This is a genomic window from Shewanella inventionis (assembly GCF_014641855.1).
GTDB classification, from domain to species: Bacteria; Pseudomonadota; Gammaproteobacteria; order Enterobacterales; family Shewanellaceae; genus Shewanella; species Shewanella inventionis.
The window spans coordinates 1-17,646 of sequence record NZ_BMII01000044.1 but is presented as its reverse complement, the minus strand read 5'-3'; the positions used below and the strand labels follow the sequence as shown (position 1 = coordinate 17,646).

The 17,646-nt window shown below is 44.7% G+C and carries 10 protein-coding genes and 2 pseudogenes; 5 read left to right on the top strand and 7 right to left on the bottom strand.

The annotated features are described in order from the left end of the window. Nucleotides 1–5: 5 nt before the first annotated feature. From IEW93_RS19395 to IEW93_RS19380, 4 genes are all read left to right on the top strand, one after another. On the top strand, nt 6–1,676 hold the full coding sequence (locus IEW93_RS19395; RefSeq protein ID WP_229706720.1) for a cation:proton antiporter domain-containing protein: 1,671 nt from the start codon (nt 6–8) through the stop codon (nt 1,674–1,676). Nucleotides 1,677–1,851: 175 nt separating this feature from the next. Further along, nucleotides 1,852–2,994, top strand: a complete 1,143-nt coding sequence (galK, locus tag IEW93_RS19390; RefSeq protein WP_188740885.1) for a galactokinase — start codon at nt 1,852–1,854, stop codon at nt 2,992–2,994. 23 nt (nt 2,995–3,017) lie between these two features. Beyond that, nucleotides 3,018–4,058: an aldose epimerase family protein gene (locus tag IEW93_RS19385; protein ID WP_188740884.1), complete on the top strand. Its 1,041-nt coding sequence runs from the start codon at nt 3,018–3,020 to the stop codon at nt 4,056–4,058. Beyond that, nucleotides 4,048–4,461 (top strand): DUF2391 family protein, encoded by a 414-nt coding sequence (locus IEW93_RS19380; RefSeq protein ID WP_223419248.1) that lies wholly within the window; start codon nt 4,048–4,050, stop codon nt 4,459–4,461. The genes IEW93_RS19385 and IEW93_RS19380 overlap by 11 nt, the downstream gene beginning before the upstream one ends. A gap of 140 nt (nt 4,462–4,601) precedes the next feature. Here IEW93_RS19380 and IEW93_RS19375 read toward each other — a convergent pair whose 3' ends face one another. The 6 genes and pseudogenes from IEW93_RS19375 to IEW93_RS19350 all read right to left on the bottom strand — a co-directional run. Next, nucleotides 4,602–5,045, bottom strand: a complete 444-nt coding sequence (locus IEW93_RS19375) for a hypothetical protein (protein WP_188740883.1) — start codon at nt 5,043–5,045, stop codon at nt 4,602–4,604. A 501-nt stretch (nt 5,046–5,546) separates the two neighbouring features. Further along, complete coding sequence (locus IEW93_RS19370; protein WP_188740882.1) at nt 5,547–6,557, bottom strand: NAD(P)H-quinone oxidoreductase; 1,011 nt, start codon at nt 6,555–6,557, stop codon at nt 5,547–5,549. A 118-nt stretch (nt 6,558–6,675) separates the two neighbouring features. Next, nucleotides 6,676–9,666: a VCBS domain-containing protein gene (locus tag IEW93_RS19365; RefSeq protein WP_188740881.1), complete on the bottom strand. Its 2,991-nt coding sequence runs from the start codon at nt 9,664–9,666 to the stop codon at nt 6,676–6,678. Nucleotides 9,667–9,788: 122 nt separating this feature from the next. Next, complete coding sequence (locus tag IEW93_RS19360) at nt 9,789–12,830, bottom strand: TonB-dependent receptor (RefSeq protein ID WP_188740880.1); 3,042 nt, start codon at nt 12,828–12,830, stop codon at nt 9,789–9,791. Nucleotides 12,831–13,148: 318 nt separating this feature from the next. Then, nucleotides 13,149–14,138, bottom strand: a complete 990-nt coding sequence (locus IEW93_RS19355) for a polysaccharide lyase family 7 protein (protein WP_229706719.1) — start codon at nt 14,136–14,138, stop codon at nt 13,149–13,151. 493 nt (nt 14,139–14,631) lie between these two features. Further along, nucleotides 14,632–15,152, bottom strand: a pseudogene (locus IEW93_RS19350) (alcohol dehydrogenase catalytic domain-containing protein); the annotation flags it as partial. Nucleotides 15,153–15,346: 194 nt separating this feature from the next. Between IEW93_RS19350 and IEW93_RS19345 the strand changes: the two are divergent. Further along, entirely contained in the window at nt 15,347–16,138 is a 792-nt protein-coding gene (locus tag IEW93_RS19345) for a substrate-binding periplasmic protein (RefSeq protein WP_188740879.1), read from the top strand. A 186-nt stretch (nt 16,139–16,324) separates the two neighbouring features. Here IEW93_RS19345 and IEW93_RS19340 read toward each other — a convergent pair. Then, a pseudogene (locus IEW93_RS19340) lies at nt 16,325–17,518 on the bottom strand (SulP family inorganic anion transporter); the annotation flags it as partial. Between the last annotated feature and the right edge of the window lie 128 nt (nt 17,519–17,646).

Sequence of the window (17,646 nt, the reverse complement as noted above, 5' to 3'; positions counted from 1 at the left end):
GTGTTATGGAACCTGCAATTCTTATTATCACCTTACTGTGCGGCATGCTGGTGAGTCGAGTCGGTTTACCACCACTCATTGGTTATCTCGTCGCGGGCTTCGTATTATTCACATTCGGTATTGAAGACAGCAGCTTACCTATTTTACAGCAACTGGCTGATTTGGGTGTTACCTTACTGTTATTTTCTATCGGCCTTAAACTCGACATTAAAAGCTTATTTAAAGCAGAAGTCTGGGCAGGTTCGAGCTTGCATTTAATTGGCTCTATTATCTTTTTTGTGCCAATACTCAAACTATTAGGATTTTTAGGCATTGAACAACTCGACGGATTTACGATAAATCAGTTGATGTTAGTGTCATTCGCGCTGAGTTTTTCAAGTACGGTATTTGCGGTAAAAGTGTTAGAAGACAGCGGTGATATGCAGTCGCTTTATGGCCGCGTAGCGATTGGTATCTTGATTATGCAAGACATCTTCGCGGTGATATTTTTAACCATTTCTAAAGGGAATATCCCCTCTGTTTGGGCCTTTGGTTTATTATTACTGCCATTTGCACGCCCGTTAATTTATAAAATTTTCGACCGGGTTGGCCACGGTGAAATGCTGGTGCTCTTTGGCTTAGTTATGGCATTAGTGGTAGGCGCATGGTTATTTGAAGCGGTTGGATTAAAGCCCGATTTAGGCGCACTGATTATCGGTATTCTATTGGCTGGCCACGCTAAATCATCTGAGTTAGCCAAATCAATCTACTTTTTTAAAGAACTCTTTTTAGTCGCGTTTTTCTTAACTATTGGCTTAAATGGTTTACCTACGTTAGCCGACATTGGTTTAGCCGCCATTTTAGTTGCCCTAGTGCCGGTTAAAATCATGATGTTTTTATATCTACTCACCCGCTTTAAATTGCGCTCACGCACGTCGTTGTTAGCGTCGTTTAACCTAGGTAACTACAGTGAGTTTGGTTTGATTGTGGCAGCCGTTGCTGCATACAAGGGGTGGCTACCGGCAGAATGGTTAATCATTATTGCCGTTGCCTTGAGCATTAGCTTTTTATTTGCCGCGCCGCTTAATAGCAGTGTCAGCAAAATTTATCAGCGTTATCAATCAACGCTCACCAAGCTTGAGCGTCACCCATTACACCCTGAAGACAGACAAATTCGGATTGGTAATCCGCGCTTTTTGATTTTAGGTATGGGCCGCATTGGTTCTGGTGCTTACGATGAACTACGCGCTAAATATAACGGCGAAATTTTAGGGATTGAGCACAAGCAAGAGTTGGTGGACTTTCACCGCAGTCAAGGTCGTAATGTAGTGCAGGGCGACGCCAGCGATACTGACTTTTGGGAAAAACTCGAGCGGGCTCCTAATCTTGAATTAGTACTGTTAGCTATGCCAAATCATGTGGGTAATTTGTTTGCGGTCGAGCAACTGCATAAACTAAATTACGAAGGCAAAATTAGCGCCATTGTGCAATATTCTGAAGACGGCGAGTCGCTTAAAGAATCTGGCGTACATACGGTGTACAACTTGTATGAAGCCGCTGGTGCGGGTTTTGTTGATCATGTGATCCATGAGCTGTTAGATTCGCCACCTGAATTAGTACCGGAATCTGTAGTTGTCAATGACACAGACGTTGACACTGTAGACACAGAGAGTCAGCCGGTTCAGTCGCCATCATAAAACTAATCAACCTTAAGCAGAGATCACACAACGCCTACACATTATTGTAGGCGTTTTGTTTAGCACACAGTATTTTCAATTTTAGTTCAGATAAGAAAATCTCAGTTACAGACACGGTAAAGTCATGCTATAACTCAAAGGTTCTTGTCACTCTTTAGTTTGGATTTTTTGAAGTATGTCTAACCCTGCTCAACGTGCAACTAAATTATTTGTTCAAACATTCGGTACCAAGCCTGACGAGTTATATCAGGCGCCTGGCCGAGTGAATATTATGGGTGAGCATACCGATTATAACGAAGGGCTTGCACTACCAGCAGCCATTAACTTTCATACTGTTATTGCGGTAAAACACCGCGACGATAATTTATTCCGTGCTGTTACCACTGCGTTTCCTGGACAAATTAAACAATGGCGCTTTGGTGAAGAAGGCTCTGTTGCCGCGGCTGATGACTGGACCCATTACCTAAAAAGTGTCACAGCAGCAATGAATCAATCGGGCTTGCAAGCAAAAGGGTTAGATTTAGCCATTGTCGGTGATGTACCACTCGGTGCGGGGCTATCGTCGTCTGCAGCATTAGAAATCGCCTTTGGTACTGCCATAAGTTATGCCAGCCAATTACATTTATCGCCATTAGCGATTGCTCAATTGGCGCAACGCGGCGAAAGCCAATTTATGTGTTTAGACTGCGGCATGATGGATCAAATGATCAGCGCCATGGCTGAACCCGATCACGCCCTGTTAATCGATTGCCTAGAACTTGAAAGTGAACCCGTACTTTTGCCTGAAGATCTCAGCATGATCATTATCGACCTTAAGCAAGGGCGTCAGGCATTTGTACAACAATTTGAACAACGCAAGAAAGAGTGTAGCCATATCACTCAATTACTCGGGCTCGATTCGTTACGCGACTGCTCATTACATTTATTGACCCAAAGTAAAGATTTACTCAGCGATGAGCAATTTCGCCGAGCACGTCATGTGATCACTGAAAACCAGCGCACCAGCAATGCCGCGCGCGCTTTACAGCAAAATAATATTGCCCGGTTTAGCCAGTTAATGGCGCAATCACAAATGTCTATGCGTGATGACTTTAATATCATCACGCCAGAAATCGACACCTTAGTGACCATGATTGCAACGCTTATTGGCGAGCAAGGCGGCGTACGCATGAGCGATGGCTGTGTGCTTGCATTAGTCAGCCATGATTTAAGCGATGATGTGATCAATTTGGTTGAAAACCAGTTCTTTACTCAAACAGGTATTGAAGCAACCATACACTTATGTTCGGCCAGTGGCGGTGCAGGACGCATCCGTTAAATTAACCAAAAAGAGAGGCGTAAATGGTACGTTTTAGTGTGCTTGAACCTTGGCAAGATCCCCGTGGTGGAGAGATTGAGCGGGTTAGAATTGATAATGGCATCATCGCACTTGAAGTATTAAGTCTAGGCGGGATTATTCGATCATTATGGACACCCGATCGCAATGGCGAACGCAAAAACATCGTCTTAGGTTGCGACAGCGCTGAAGACTATTTAACCCAACAGGCACATTTAGGTGCCATAGCTGGTCGTTACAGTAATCGTATTGCTAATGGCAAAATGGAATATCAAGGCCAACATTACTCGTTGAGCGTTAACCAGGCCACAAACTGTTTACATGGCGGCAAAGAAGGCTTTAATCGCAAACAGTGGCAATTAGGCACCTTGAGCGACGGTGTACGCTTAACCTTAAAAAGCCCTGACGGCGATATGGGATTTCCTGGCAATTGCAACGTGCAATTAGACTACCGTTTGGTTGGTAATAACCTATATGTAGAAATACTGGCCAGTACCGATAAACCTTGTCCAATCAGTTTAACGCAGCACAGTTACTTTAATTTAGACGGCAACCGCAGCAACACCAACACAGAGCACACCTTGCAGGTAGATGCTAAACACTACCTTACAATGAATGATGTGGGCATACCGACGTCAATTAAGCCGACTGCTGGCAGTGACTTAGATATGACAGTTACCACACCAATGTCGGTACAAACACAGCGCGCCGCTTTAGCAGCCACTAACGGCTTTGATCACTGTTATGTATTAGATAATCCAAGCGCAGACTTACAACGCTTTGGTTGCCTGGCAAGCCCTAATAGTGGTCGCCGCATGACAGTGTATACAAACCAGCCTGGGGTGCAGGTGTATGGCGCCAATTTTTTACAGGGCACTGTCGCGAAAAAACAACGAGTCCTTGTTGACCATCAGGCGGTTTGTATTGAACCTCAAATGTTGCCAGATTCACCCAACCAACCTAACTTGCCGGGTGCAAGTGCAGTTTGGGTGACACCCAATAGCGTTTATCACCACATTACTCGCTACCAGTTTGATGCCAAATAAGCAGCCCATAAAGCCAACGTTTAACGCCGAAGATCTCGGCCAAATTGCGGTTGGGGCTTTTGCCTTGTCGGTACCGATTGCATTTTCAGAAGAGGCGTGGCGGTTATCGGCAAGCTTACCGACGTTAAATTTAGTGCTCGTGGTGGTCTTATCGTTAGCCTTTATCACCCTATTTGCCTATCAGAGTGTGTTTCAGGCCAATATTACCAAACGCAGACGAGCCTTTTTACTGCGGGTTGTCGCGGCTTATTTACTGACATTACTCGTGGTGGGAATTGTGTTATTAGCACTGGATAAATTGCCGCTCATTACTGAACCAATCTTAGCATTAAAGCGCATTATTTTAATTGCAATGCCCGCATCGATGGGCGCCATTATTGTGGATAGTTTTGATAAAGAATAAGGTATTAATACAAAAACGAGCATAAAAACAAACGGCATAAAGAATCGTCATTCTTTATGCCGCTTTAACGTTTTGGGGCCACAATCTAACAACCACATTGGCGCACTTTACTGTTATCAATAACAATCATAAGTGTGCAATTAATCGTCTAGGTTATCGCCCATTTCGTCATAAGTATCATCATCATCGTCATCTGTATCATCAAAATCAGGTATATCGTCATCATCTGAATCTACAACTTCATCTGGCTCGGCCACGGGTTTGGCTTTGCGCGGTGGTGCCGTATCAGGCACTTTTGACAGGTCTATCCGTGATTGGTGCTTTAACATAAACTCAGCACGTGCAGCTTTCCAAGCATCTCCAAACTCAGCCATAGCGGCTTTTGCTTGTTCGTCATCTAAGTCGTGTAAATTAACTTTAACGATGTCTTCTACAAATTCGACAATGGTATTTCGCACAGTGTGGAACATGTAGATGCGCCCAGGTGACGCTGATGGTAATTGGTTATCATGAATAACGATAGCGTTACCTTTCGCTGTTCTTAATTCACCAACCCAAAGTTGTTTTTTTGCTGTGTTATACATATATGCTAACGCCCTTAAATCAACACATATACTAAAAATGATGCAGTGTTATGAGCAAAAATCATCTCATTGTGCACCACGATTAACTGTTCTGTATTTACGTGGGTATTTAAACAGAATATTTCTGAGAATCAATGCCTAAAACGATGAATTTTTCCCGTATCGTCATAAAAAAGCCCTTCTTTGGACAATTTTTTGAATAAATGCATTCATCATGACTAAAATTCATGGCGATTATTCAGCCTTTCGACCATATTGAAATATTTCATCCGAGCCGTGGTGTTATCGCACTGAGTCTCACTCAGTGGCAGGCAAGTGATATGTAGCACTGCATTAGACTCTCTTAATGGACATTGATAACAGGACAATAGCTTAAATAAATCAGCCTTCAAGTTTTTTACCTAAAAACTTTATCGGCATCGCACAATCTTTGTTAAATAAAATAACAATTCAGGGCATGCAACGCTGACAACTTCAACATAAAAAGACTCGCAACTCACATTATGACTTCGCCAATAAATCTAGCACTATTTTGCCTTTATGCTTGCCCGACTCCATTAACTCATGTGCCTTTACCACTTGTGCGAAAGGAAACACGCTATCGATGGGTATGTTCATGTCACCACTATTGAGTAATGGCCAAATGTGCTCGGCCAGACCTTGAGCGATTTGCGCCTTGTTATCGACACTTTGTGGGCGTAATGTTGACCCTGTCCACACCACGCGCTTTGCCATAATGCGGAAAATATCGATAGTTGCTTGTGGGCCGCGCTGCATTGCCACTGACACCATGCGTCCGTCGATAGCGATGGCTTTGAGGTTTTCATTAATAAAATCGCCACCAGCGATATCCATAATCACATTAACGCCCTGGCCATCAGTTGCGGCTAATATCGGCTCAACAAATTGCTCCTCGTTATAGTTAATCGCTACACAGGCACCTTGCTCAATACAGTATTGGCATTTTTCAGCACTGCCAGACGTGGCAAACACTTTTGCACCCAGACGGCTCGCCATTTGAATCGCGGTCGTACCAATGCCACCAGAGCCACCATGAATTAGTACCGTCTCGCCAGCTTTAAGCCCTGCACGAATAAACAAGTTTCCCCATACAGTAAAAAAGGTTTCAGGCAGTGCAGCCGCTTGCACATAACTGTAACCTGTTGGGAGCGGTAAACAATGTGCGGCGTAAGTGTTCACGAGCTCAGCATAGCCGCCGCCCGGTACGAGCGCGCAAACTTTATCGCCAACCTGCCATTGAGTGACATCATCGGCCACAGCAATAATCTCACCAGCAACCTCCAAACCAATAATAGGACTAGCTCCTGCTGGCGGCGGATAAGCGCCTACGCGCTGTTTAATGTCTGGGCCATTAACACCCGCAGCGTACACTTTAATGGTCACCTGGCCAGCTGAGGGTAAATCGAGGGTTGATTGCGTCATGGTCATCACAGTCGGCTTGCCAGGTTGCTCAACAGTCACATGAGTAAATTGTCTGTTATGTGTTGCCATAATTTATATCCTGATTTGGGAGTGAGCTAAGATCGAGTAGAAGGCGGAATTACTCCCACCTTCTATTTACGATACAGCTTTAAACCCTGCTAGTTCAACCAGCAGAGAATGAAAGTTGTTACTCTACCACCACGACGACCTCATTGCTGGCTGAGTTATAAGGTGACGCAGGATTGTCGGTATCCAGCGAGTCTCCTTCAACATAAGATTCAAAGTTGTCAGCAAATACCATATTATTTCCGGACTTATCCGAGTAAATAATTAAGTCATCAACCGTAAATTTAGCGGTCTCTGGTCGTACACCACTGTTGTCACCAAACCTGAACGAAACGTGCGTCACACCACCGATAGAGTTGTTATCTGGGGTAAAGCCTTCGGCGACAATACTCACGCCGTCCACTTCAACCGTCACCAATGGATTAACCTCTAAGTTGCCATTCGGATATTCCCAAGTGATAACAATGTCCATAAAGGTATCTAACAAGACGGTGGCCGCCGACGTATCGACACCACTTGGGCTTCGAACTTCAAAGCTATCATCTTTGATACGCAAATCTAAAATCGCGCCATCGTTATTGGTAGCAGAATTAAATAGCGTGATAAAGGCATCACCATCACCTAATTCATCATCTAAACGCTTAACAGATACCGTAACTTGACCTTGCGCCAGTGGGCCATTGCTCCCAAGCGCATAACGCAGCTCTCCGGTATCAGTTGCATCGGTATCAATAATAACGGCGACCTTATTGGCGCCACCTATATCCCCGCCAACACCGGTAATGGTAATCATCAGTTCAGCCGTTGTGCCGTCGACAGATTCAATAATGATCGTATCAGTTTCACGCTCACCACTAACCAGAGCCGCAATGATACTGTTGGTAGTATCAAGCAAGTAGGTCCAGGCGCCGTTTTCCAAAATGGCGAATTCGCCAAATGTGCTGGTGAACGAGGCTGGAACAATAAAGGCTTCGCCTTCATCCGGGTCAACAACTGTGACGGTTCCGGTCAATGCTTCAGTAGCATCACTTGAAATTGCCGCAGTCAAGTCAAAGAAAGCCGCTGGTGTCGGCTCGTCAGTGCCATTGCCAACATCAAATACCACAACCTCAGAATAGATCGCTAAGTTATAAGAGCTGCCGACACCATCCAAGGTTTCGCCTTCTGCGTAGCTTTCGAAATCATCTTCGAATACGCTGGTTGTGCCTGCAACGTCGGAATAGACCGCAATATCGTCGACATAGAAAGATCCAAAAGGTATCGTTCTGTCATTGTCACCCAATCTAAATTGAATGGCTTTAACACCATCGGCAAACCACTGATTAATATCAGTGAAATCGGGATCAACCACCGCCGCAGTAGAGAACGAACCACCACCAATCACTTCACCGTTAATGTTAAGGGTTAATTGCTCGGCGGCATCTAAATCCCAGGTAAGTTCAACGGTATAAAATTGCTCCTCCACAAAAGGAGCGGTAATCATCTCACCAGGATAAGCGGCGCTTTCTGTGTTTCTCACCAGGAAGCGAGGGGCAATGGGCATGCCATCACTGTCCGTTTGCGACCCTTGAATACGCAAATCAATTAACGCCTCACTTGAGCTACCGGAAGAACCATAAAGGGTAATGTAGGCATCTTTAACATTGCCATCACTGCCCAACGTTACATCTTTAGAAAACGACGCACTGAGTTTACCTTGACGTAAATTATTAACACTAAATCTAATTTCGCCAGTGTCATTACCGGTATCCGAAATCTTCACTAACTGTGTTAACGCTGCAATACGAATGACGATGTTGGCAGTGGTCCCATCAATCGATGCAATGGTCACCGTATCATTAACAGAATTACCAAGCTCCAGGTTTGCAACCGTTTCGTTGTCTACGTCTACTGTGTATGACCAGTCACCTTGTGCACTGATACTGAAGGTACCATAGCTAAGAGGCTCGTTAGTTTGTGCCAGAATTTCATCTTCGCCAAAGTTCGGGTCAATCACCGTGACAGAACCTGTTAACGGTTCGGTGGCGGTGTGTTGCACAGTACCGTTTAACATTCCTTCAATAATTGCAGCAACAGGGGTGTTGTTGTAGCCAATCGCAGATCCAATAATATTAAGTAAAGAGACATCAATATCATTGGCGATTACTGATACAGTTTGCAAATTCGTCTGGGCCGTCTCAAAGGCATCTAACAGGGTCTGTGAGAACTGCCCATCAGCTAAATCAGCAGCAATTTCAGCGATTAGCATAGCTATATTTTTGTCAACGTTGTCAGCATCAAGTTGCGACAAAAGCGCTAATACCGAACCATAGCGGTCAGCATCTAGTGCGCCTGCAGCACCCAGTGGCACAGCGCCTACCTCCGTCGGTAAAACGGTTGTCGTGTCAAAACGGATCCCAAAGCGGGTATTTATTGCTTGAGCAAGCTCAGTAAATGCGCTCAAATCTGACCCCGCCGCCTGTACTGCCATTTCGGTCAAAGGAGACACGACATAAGTAGGAGCAGGCATGTCTGCGCTGCCTTCAACAACATTAACCACCGACCTCAATGCTGGCGCATCAAGCATTACGCCCGTTGACTCATCTTTGTAGGTACCGCCTGAACACGAGATTAAGCCCGTCCCTTCAAAATGAACGTCAGTAAAGGTAATACTGCCCATCGCATTGGACATTGCGAAGGCCTGAGCAGATGTTGCCGCTGCACCGGTGTCAGTAACGGCAAATATTTCGCAATTTGCGCCGCTCACCGGTCCTTTTACCACATTTGCTGTCACATCCAGGGTTGGCAGTATTATTGACGTCGATGCGCCCACACCTTCTGTGATATCAGCTTCATCTGTATATCTAGCTGACACGGATAGGATAGTACCTTCATCCGCCTCCGTAATAGTGTATGACGAACCGGTAACTCCGGTTGACCAGGCGTAGACCAGGGTGTCGTTTCGAATACCGTCTGCATCACTCACCGATGCTGAGAGGGTGGTACCTGCGATTAATGCCCCTCCGCTGATTGTGATACTCCCTCTGCTATTACCAGCCAGTTCGTTGTTATCACCACCACAACCGACCAAAGTGGTTGCCAGGATGATGGCAGTTAGAGACTGTTTAAACATGCTTTCTGCTCCTATTGGTCCAGTGCTAACAAGTTGCTTAGTACTGAACACAAATAATATAGGTAAATACGTGCGGGCTTTATCCTTCACCCGCATCTTGATTCAGAACTCTAATGAGTTGCTCAGTACTTCAAGCTGATACCAGCAAAAAGTTGCGGACCATAATCGTTAACTTCACCCAGGTTGCCCTGCACAAAGTAGTCTTGTGATTTAGGTGCACTAAACAGGTTAATCGCTTCCACTTTTGCCTTGAGATGTTTATTAATTTTGTATGATGCACGCGCCTCCCAGACACCGACTTCATCAACATAACGGAGTCGGGTCCCGTTGCTGGTATAGGGCTGGAAGTATTCACTGCGATACTTGTAGATAAGTGCGGTATCAAAGTCGCCGATTTGGTAGTAGAGCTGACCGCTGAAAACATGTTGAGAAAAGCCAGGTACTGAACCCGGTGGCACAATACCCTCCGTTAACTGACGAGTGGTCCCATCTAAATCAGTAATATAGGTATCTCCATATAAGCTATCTTCAAACTCGAAGTCTGTGTCGGCGTAGTTGTAGCCCAGCTTAATCCCAATGCCACTGTCCCAGCGATAGGCCGCTGAGACCTCTAATCCATAAAGATCGCTTGAATCTTCCGTGGTAACCGAATTAGTAATCGGTAAGGTCACCGTCTGGCCATCAACAGTAAAGTCTTCCAGTACTGTCTGCTGTTGGAACCCACCCTGGAATTGTTTATAGTAGAGACTAAGCGCAAAGATCGAATCTTCGTTGGGATACCATTCCACTGCTACGTCATAATTCCATGACATCAGAGGCTTAAGATTTGGGTTGCCAGAGCCATTTACGCCAACAAATAAATCTGCCAACGAGGTTGGCGCCACATCATCATCTGTTTGAAATGTGCGGCTGTAACTCATATCACTAGGATTTGCCCGAGACATGCCCCGATAAATACCGGACCGCAGCAAAATGTCGTCACTGTAATCCACCACCAGGTTAAAGCTGGGGAGTATTTCGGTATAACCGCCGCCAGTAATGGACTCTAAAGAATCGCCGGTAACCAGGCTCAGCACCCCTAATTCATCTGTAACAACATCAAAACTGTTTCTGAAACCAATTGACGTTACGTCGGTATCAACCAGTCGCACCCCAAAGTTACCGCGAACATACTTACCCAGCATTTCAGTATCGTAGTTGGCCATAATATAGGCCGACAGGGTTTTTTCAGTGACATCCTGAGTGCCGGTATTTTGATACTCAACTTGCGGATAGGCAAAATCCCCACCGACTGAATCCACCAGCGCTTGCGAAAAACAGACATTATCGTAAGTCGCCCATGATGAGCCAGTCCCACTGGAGACCACATTACCGCTACTGTCTATGTTGGTAATAAGATTACCATCAGACACTGAGGATAAAAAATTGCTTTCAGGGAAATCGATCTGACAATTCGTCAACACGTCTAGTGCGGATATTGAACTTTCATCCAGCAATATTTCAGTGCGTGAACCACTGCCCTGGTTGCCACCAAACTGCACATAAGACAGTTCGGACGCTCTCACGCCAGCTTGCACACTGGTGAACACGTTACCGTCCAACTCATACTTAAAGTCCAAGCGTGCAGAAATAATCTCATTTTCACGCACACCTTCTCTGTCAATACGTGTGCGTAAGCTGTCTGTGAAATTCGTAATGTCAGTCACATCAAAATCAGTGACGGTAAGATTTGGGATATACTCCCCCATATCCCAACTAAAAAAAGGCCGTCCAGACGTTCTGCCCCGGTTAGAAATTTGCAATTCTTCGCGTTTGGTTTGCGAGTAACCGAAATCGGCAGTGATCGTTAAGCGATCGCTGAAAAAATGTTCGACATTAAGGCCGAACCCACGATAGTTTTCTTCACGGGAATACTGCTCGCCGGCAGATTCAAAACGCTCTTCGCCTTCCCAGTGAAGAATTCCCCCTACGTCATTGGTAATAAGATTTTGGCCGGTTACACCTGGCGTAACGCGTTTTTGTAGGAAGAGTAAATCATGACGTGCTTCCTCCTGGATACGATCCGATAATTGCGCATCGAAGTTAATATCCCACACATCGGAAGGGCGATATTGTAAGGCAAGAAACACTGAGTCACGTTCATCGGACGTTTCGTTTTGTCGATAACTACTGCTACTACCGGTCCAAGCGTAAGGCGTACCGGCACTTTGTGCTTCACCCGTCGCGGGGTCAATAGCCGTCTGATAGCCCTGATTGCTGCTGCCACTCACCTGATCTTCACAATCCCCTGCTGAACTTCGGAAAAAACCTTCATTGCTGTTGGTGGGATCGTTTAAACATGCCCACAAAGAAGAGCCGGTTGGGCTTGAACTGCGATATTCAGCTTCAGGCTGGCTGATATCCTGACGTTGCAAACCAAAAGAAATCCCTAAAGACTGATCATTGGCAAACTCAAATTGGTCAACAAAACTGAATGTAGCACGACCGCCAAGGTCTCCTTGTAATGAGTTGTCAATATTGCCCTCATCAGGGTTATAGTTCAGTTTAACTTCCCCTTGAACTTGCTGTTTGCCGTAGTCTAGAGGTTTTAGCGTTTCTAAGGTGATGACGCCGGCAACACCACCTTCGATCATTGATGCGTCTTGAGTTTTATAAATAGCAACCTTTTGCATTAACTCCGACGGAAATTGAGAGAAGTTAACCGAGCGGTCACCACTTCCGTTCGTCGCTTCACGACCATTAATGTGCGTGGCGCTCAAGAAGGGACCTAAGCCCCGAATCGTAATTTCTGTCGCACCGCCATTCTCACGGTGAGACGCTGCCCCCGTTATTGACTCTAAGGCTTCCCCAATTGAAAGTGCAGGCAAATCACCGATATCTTCCGCAGATAAACCATCAACAACAGTGGTTGCTTCGCGTTTTATAGAAATTTGGTCTTGGATTGTTTTACGGGTGCCGACAACTCCAATCACTTCGATTTCAGCTGCAACGTTATCAGTTTCTTTTTTAGGTTCATTGTTTATGTCCTGCGCATTGGCTGACAAAGCACAAAAATTGGCTAGAGAGGCAACTGCTGCCATTTTTACCAATCTTGCTACACGTGTAAGCCTGAATTGCCTCACTTGCGTGTCTGTATATCTAAAATTATCGAATCTAGGCCCCATATCCTGTTCTCCGTTATTATTTTGTTCGGTTAGCGTGAACTATTAGTTTTAATTGATATCTTTCCGTTCGAAATATAACCAACTAAAACCAACATAGCAACAAATTGCTAACCAATTAACAACAAAGTGACTTACCAATTGAAATAACCAACAATGGAGGGCATGCCAATTACGGCCAGATAGGTGTGGGTGACTTCGCAATAAAATACGTGATTACGGCCATAGGTGTGGGTGGCTTCGCAATAAAATACGCGCAATTGGTTAACCAATTGCGCAATGGCTGATACTGTTGCCCGAGGAGAAATTTAACTCAAGGTGCTAATCATGAATATTATCAATATGATAGAAAGTTGCTTGCACATAATCTCGGGGATCACCGCTGTTGTTTTGGTTATACACCCCCGCTTTAAAGTACATATATTGACTATTTCGGTGGTAACCACTTTGGCTCATATCCAAAGATTTAGTGATATTCGCTTTGCCAGGCCGAATAATAGTGACAAACAGCACAGTGCTTTCCACTGTAATTTTATAGCTAAACTTCTCGTTTAAACTAATGCCATCTTCGGGATCGGCCAGGGTGTGGGAGCGCGAGCCGATCATATTAACCCAGACGTCATCACCGCCATTGATCTCGTGCGCAAAATAAATAGACCCCTTTTCATTATTAGGGAGTTTTCGGTAATAAAGGCGAATGGGCTCATCGTCAGTTGCATGGATCTGGCCAATAATCACCCTGCCGACTTGTTTCTCATCACCGGTTACCGACACCCTGTTAACGGCCAGCGTAGCTTCCAGGCTGCCTTCAACCGCGCCCGCTTTGCGTTTAACCGAACCGTGAGCTTGGCTAAATACCCAGTTATTCTTGGTGATACCTTGCGTCTTTATCTGAGTATTGCCGCGTCTGAGCATTTCGCGTAATTCAGTTCTGGCATATTTAGTATTGCTTGAGGTTTTGGCACCTTCATTAGGACAGGCAAACACCATACCGCCATCTTCTGCGGTGTAAAACAACGGTTTAAGCTCGAAGCAATTAGTCAGGGCCCGCTCGTAAACAATATCTGCTTTTTTATCTTTGTTAAGATCGGTTGGCAGAGTCAAACTCCAATCCAGCAGGTCAAAGTTTTCACAGGGCTTTTTCGCAGGATCCAAATGTGCAAAATTCCCAAGTAACACTCCTTGTGCTAATTCCTTATGGGATAAAGGAATCATAATATTGCTGCCACTCTCATCACTTGCATCGGCATAACTGACGAAAACGGCCAACAACATCAGGCACTGCGTCAACATACATTTTATTGTGTTCATTGTTGCTCCTCTTGCTCTACCAATACGATACTTGTTGGCATCTAAAGCATTGATTGGTCATTACTGAACCTTGCTTTTTAAGTGCTTGATAGCAGGCACTAGTGATGGCCAGCCAACTACTTAACCCAAGATTAATAACTTACCAATTGGCCAGACAATAAAGCTATTTAACTATTGCCAATCTGTCAACCAATACTTAATAACATGGAGATAGCTTGCTTCAATGCTTGTAGGGTCAAGACTGGTATGATTGAAAGTAAACTCAAATCACTACTCGATTAGCATTTAAAATATATACGTTCTATGTCAACCAGTTGCTAAGAAGAGAGAATGGAGGTTTACGCAGGGTGTTCTATATGACTGATGTTGTTAAGTAAAACGCACACAAACAGGTATGTGAACGATCATTGACAAGGGGAAATTTTTTAAAAGCCTCCATGACTTCAACATCTTGTTTCGGATGTTTAGAACGGCTAGAAAGCCAGCTTAATCCGAGTTTTGCGCCCAGACGGCTCGCCATTTGAATCGCGGTCGTACCAATGCCACCCGAACCGCCATGAATTAGTACCGCCTCGCCAGCTTTAAGCCCTTCACGAATAAACAAGTTTCCCCATACAGTAAAAAAGGTTTCAGGCAGTGCAGCCGCTTGCACATAACTGTAACCTGTTGGGAGCGGTAAACAATGTGCGGCGTAAGTGTTCACGAGCTCAGCATAGCCACCGCCCGGTACGAGCGCGCAAATTTTATCGCCAACCTGCCATTGAGTGACGTCATCGGCCACAGCAATAATCTCACAAGCAACCTCCAAACCAATAATAGGACTCGCCCTGCTGGCGGCGGATAAGCGCCTACGCGCTGTTTAATGTCTGGGCCATTAACACCCGCAGCGTACACTTTAATGGTTACCTGGCCAGCTGAGGGTAAATCGAGGGTTGATTGCGTCATGGTCATCACAGTCGGCTTACCAGGTTGCTCAACAGTCACATGAGTAAATTGTCTTTTATGTGTTGCCATAAAAAATTGTCTCGATAAAGTGTTATTAAAAAGTAGCAATTGTAATGAGATTGCTTCTTGCGCTGCCAGGTCATTTACAAAACCAACATATTGATAAAACAAAACTAAATTTGTCGTTTTTTTAACCATAAAAACGTTGCCTATATTAGCAAAACATTTACTATAGCCGCCCGTTCAAATATGGAGCTGCATACGTGTTAAAATACTGGTTAATTTTACTGCTTATTATCAGTAATCATTCCTATGCCGAGCCTGTTCGAATAGCATCAGACATTTGGTGCCCCTACATCTGCGAAAATGACACAGGTTATCTTGTTGAGCTAACAAAACGCGCATTTGAAATTCAAGGAAAAAAAGCCGTATTTGCTACCCTTCCTTATAATCGTGCACTTGTAGAACTGAAAAGACAAAATGTTGATGCAGTGTTAGCGTTAACCCCTGGTGCCATTGCAGATAATCACCTCATCCATGCTGACGTTATTGTGGGCTACAGCAGCAATGACTTTTACACCGCATCAAACAATAAAACGGTATTTGAAAACCTAGGCAACCTCAACAATACTCAACAAACTGCTGTGGTGAGTGGTTATGACTACGGCATAGAACTAAATGCTTGGTTACATGCGCACCCTAATACGTATTACGCATCTGGTGATGCGCCATTGGCCATGAATATCATTCGCCTCGTTAAAGGGCGGCACGATGTGATCATCGACAATAAAAATGTCATTGAGTACACTGCAAGTCAATTAAACTTAAGTCAACAACTGCGTTATGCTGGGACAATTGGCGAACCGGTCCCTTTATATGTTGGATTTAATCAATTAAATAAGGCCAATGCTGCCATTTTTGCTAATGGGATTTTGTTGCTAAAACAAAGCGGTGAATATCAGAAGATTATCGATAAATATAAAATAATTCCGGCCAATAACTCTCACAGCATTCACTATCAACGCGTGAAAAAATTTCTGCCGTCTGTGCATTAATAACTCTTCAACTCATTATGATTAAAAGATAAAATAAGAATCAAAAAAGTAAGAATTTTTTTATATCAAAACTTTTTCATATTAATTAATTGAAATGTGCGCGATTGTGTTGAGTTACACCAACCGACTTCACTGGCAAAAATATATCCAGCAGCACATTTCATCCCAAAAAGCCTATTCGATAAGTCATGTTGTTACGACATCATCCAATGCATCGGTTAACGTTGAATACATTACACAATGAACGCCATCAGGCTTAAACCCAGCTTTAGCCAGGGTTTTGAGTGGCTGAAATTGAAAGTCTGCAAGCAATACTCGAGTATTGTCGTGTTTACACTTTTCGATAAATTTATACAGTGCCGATACGCCACCCGAATCGAGAATAGACACCCCGTCGAAATACAATATCACGCCATCTTGGTTAGCACTTAAATGGGCTAACTCGCCAAATACCCCATCGGCAGCGGCAAAAAATAATGGTCCGTTAATTTTAAATACTTTCCAGCGTGGTGGCAGTTCAACATGAATGTGTTTTTTCTGCTCGCTAATGTCTTGCACTTTGGTCATGTCGGCGACTTGTTTCATAAACAGTAGCGAGGCCAAAATAATCCCGGCGCTAATCGCTATCACCATGTCGAAAAATATGGTCAGTAATAAACATACCATCAACACCAGTACTTCACTGGCAGGGGCTTTTTTGACTAAGTGAATAATCTTGGGCGCTTCGCTCATATTCCACGCTACCATGATAAGCAGTGCTGACATGCCCGCCATCGGGATGTACGCCAAAATGGTGCTCAAGGATAATAAAGACACCAATACCACCAGCGCGTGGATCATGGCAGCTATTGGGCTTACCGCACCCGATTTATAATTGGCAGCAGAGCGGGCAATGGCTGCAGTCGCGGTAATACCGCCAAAAAATGGCGTAATAATATTGCCGATCCCCTGGCCCAATAATTCACTATTGGCACTGTGCTTTTTTCCTGACATACCGTCTAGCACTACCGCGCACAGCAACGATTCAATCGCGCCTAACATGGCAATGGCAAATGCTGCTGACAATAAATCGCTAACTAATTGCCAAGTAAACGCCAATGGCATTTCACCTGATTGTGAGCGCAGCCAGGGCCACTCAAAATCGGGCAGCATTGACGGTATACCTGCACCGATAGAACCGTCGGCTAAGGTAAAACTGAAGGTTGAGCCTATCGTCGCCACATGAAACCCTAACAGGTTTAACATCAAAGCCACGATGCAGCCTACCACCACTGCGGGTAAATGCGCAGGCACCGCTATCTTAAGCTTTGGCCACAACATAAACACCACTACTGTGCTTAAACCTACCAGCAACGTCGGCCCAGAAAACCCCGGTATTGCCTAACACCGATCAGTTAAGAAACTGATCGGTTGACAGCAAAAATGATCCTACGAAAATGACTCCTTCTTTTGAACGGAGTTATTTTTTATGCTGTCTAACTGGCTTATTGATACTGAACTACTTGCTG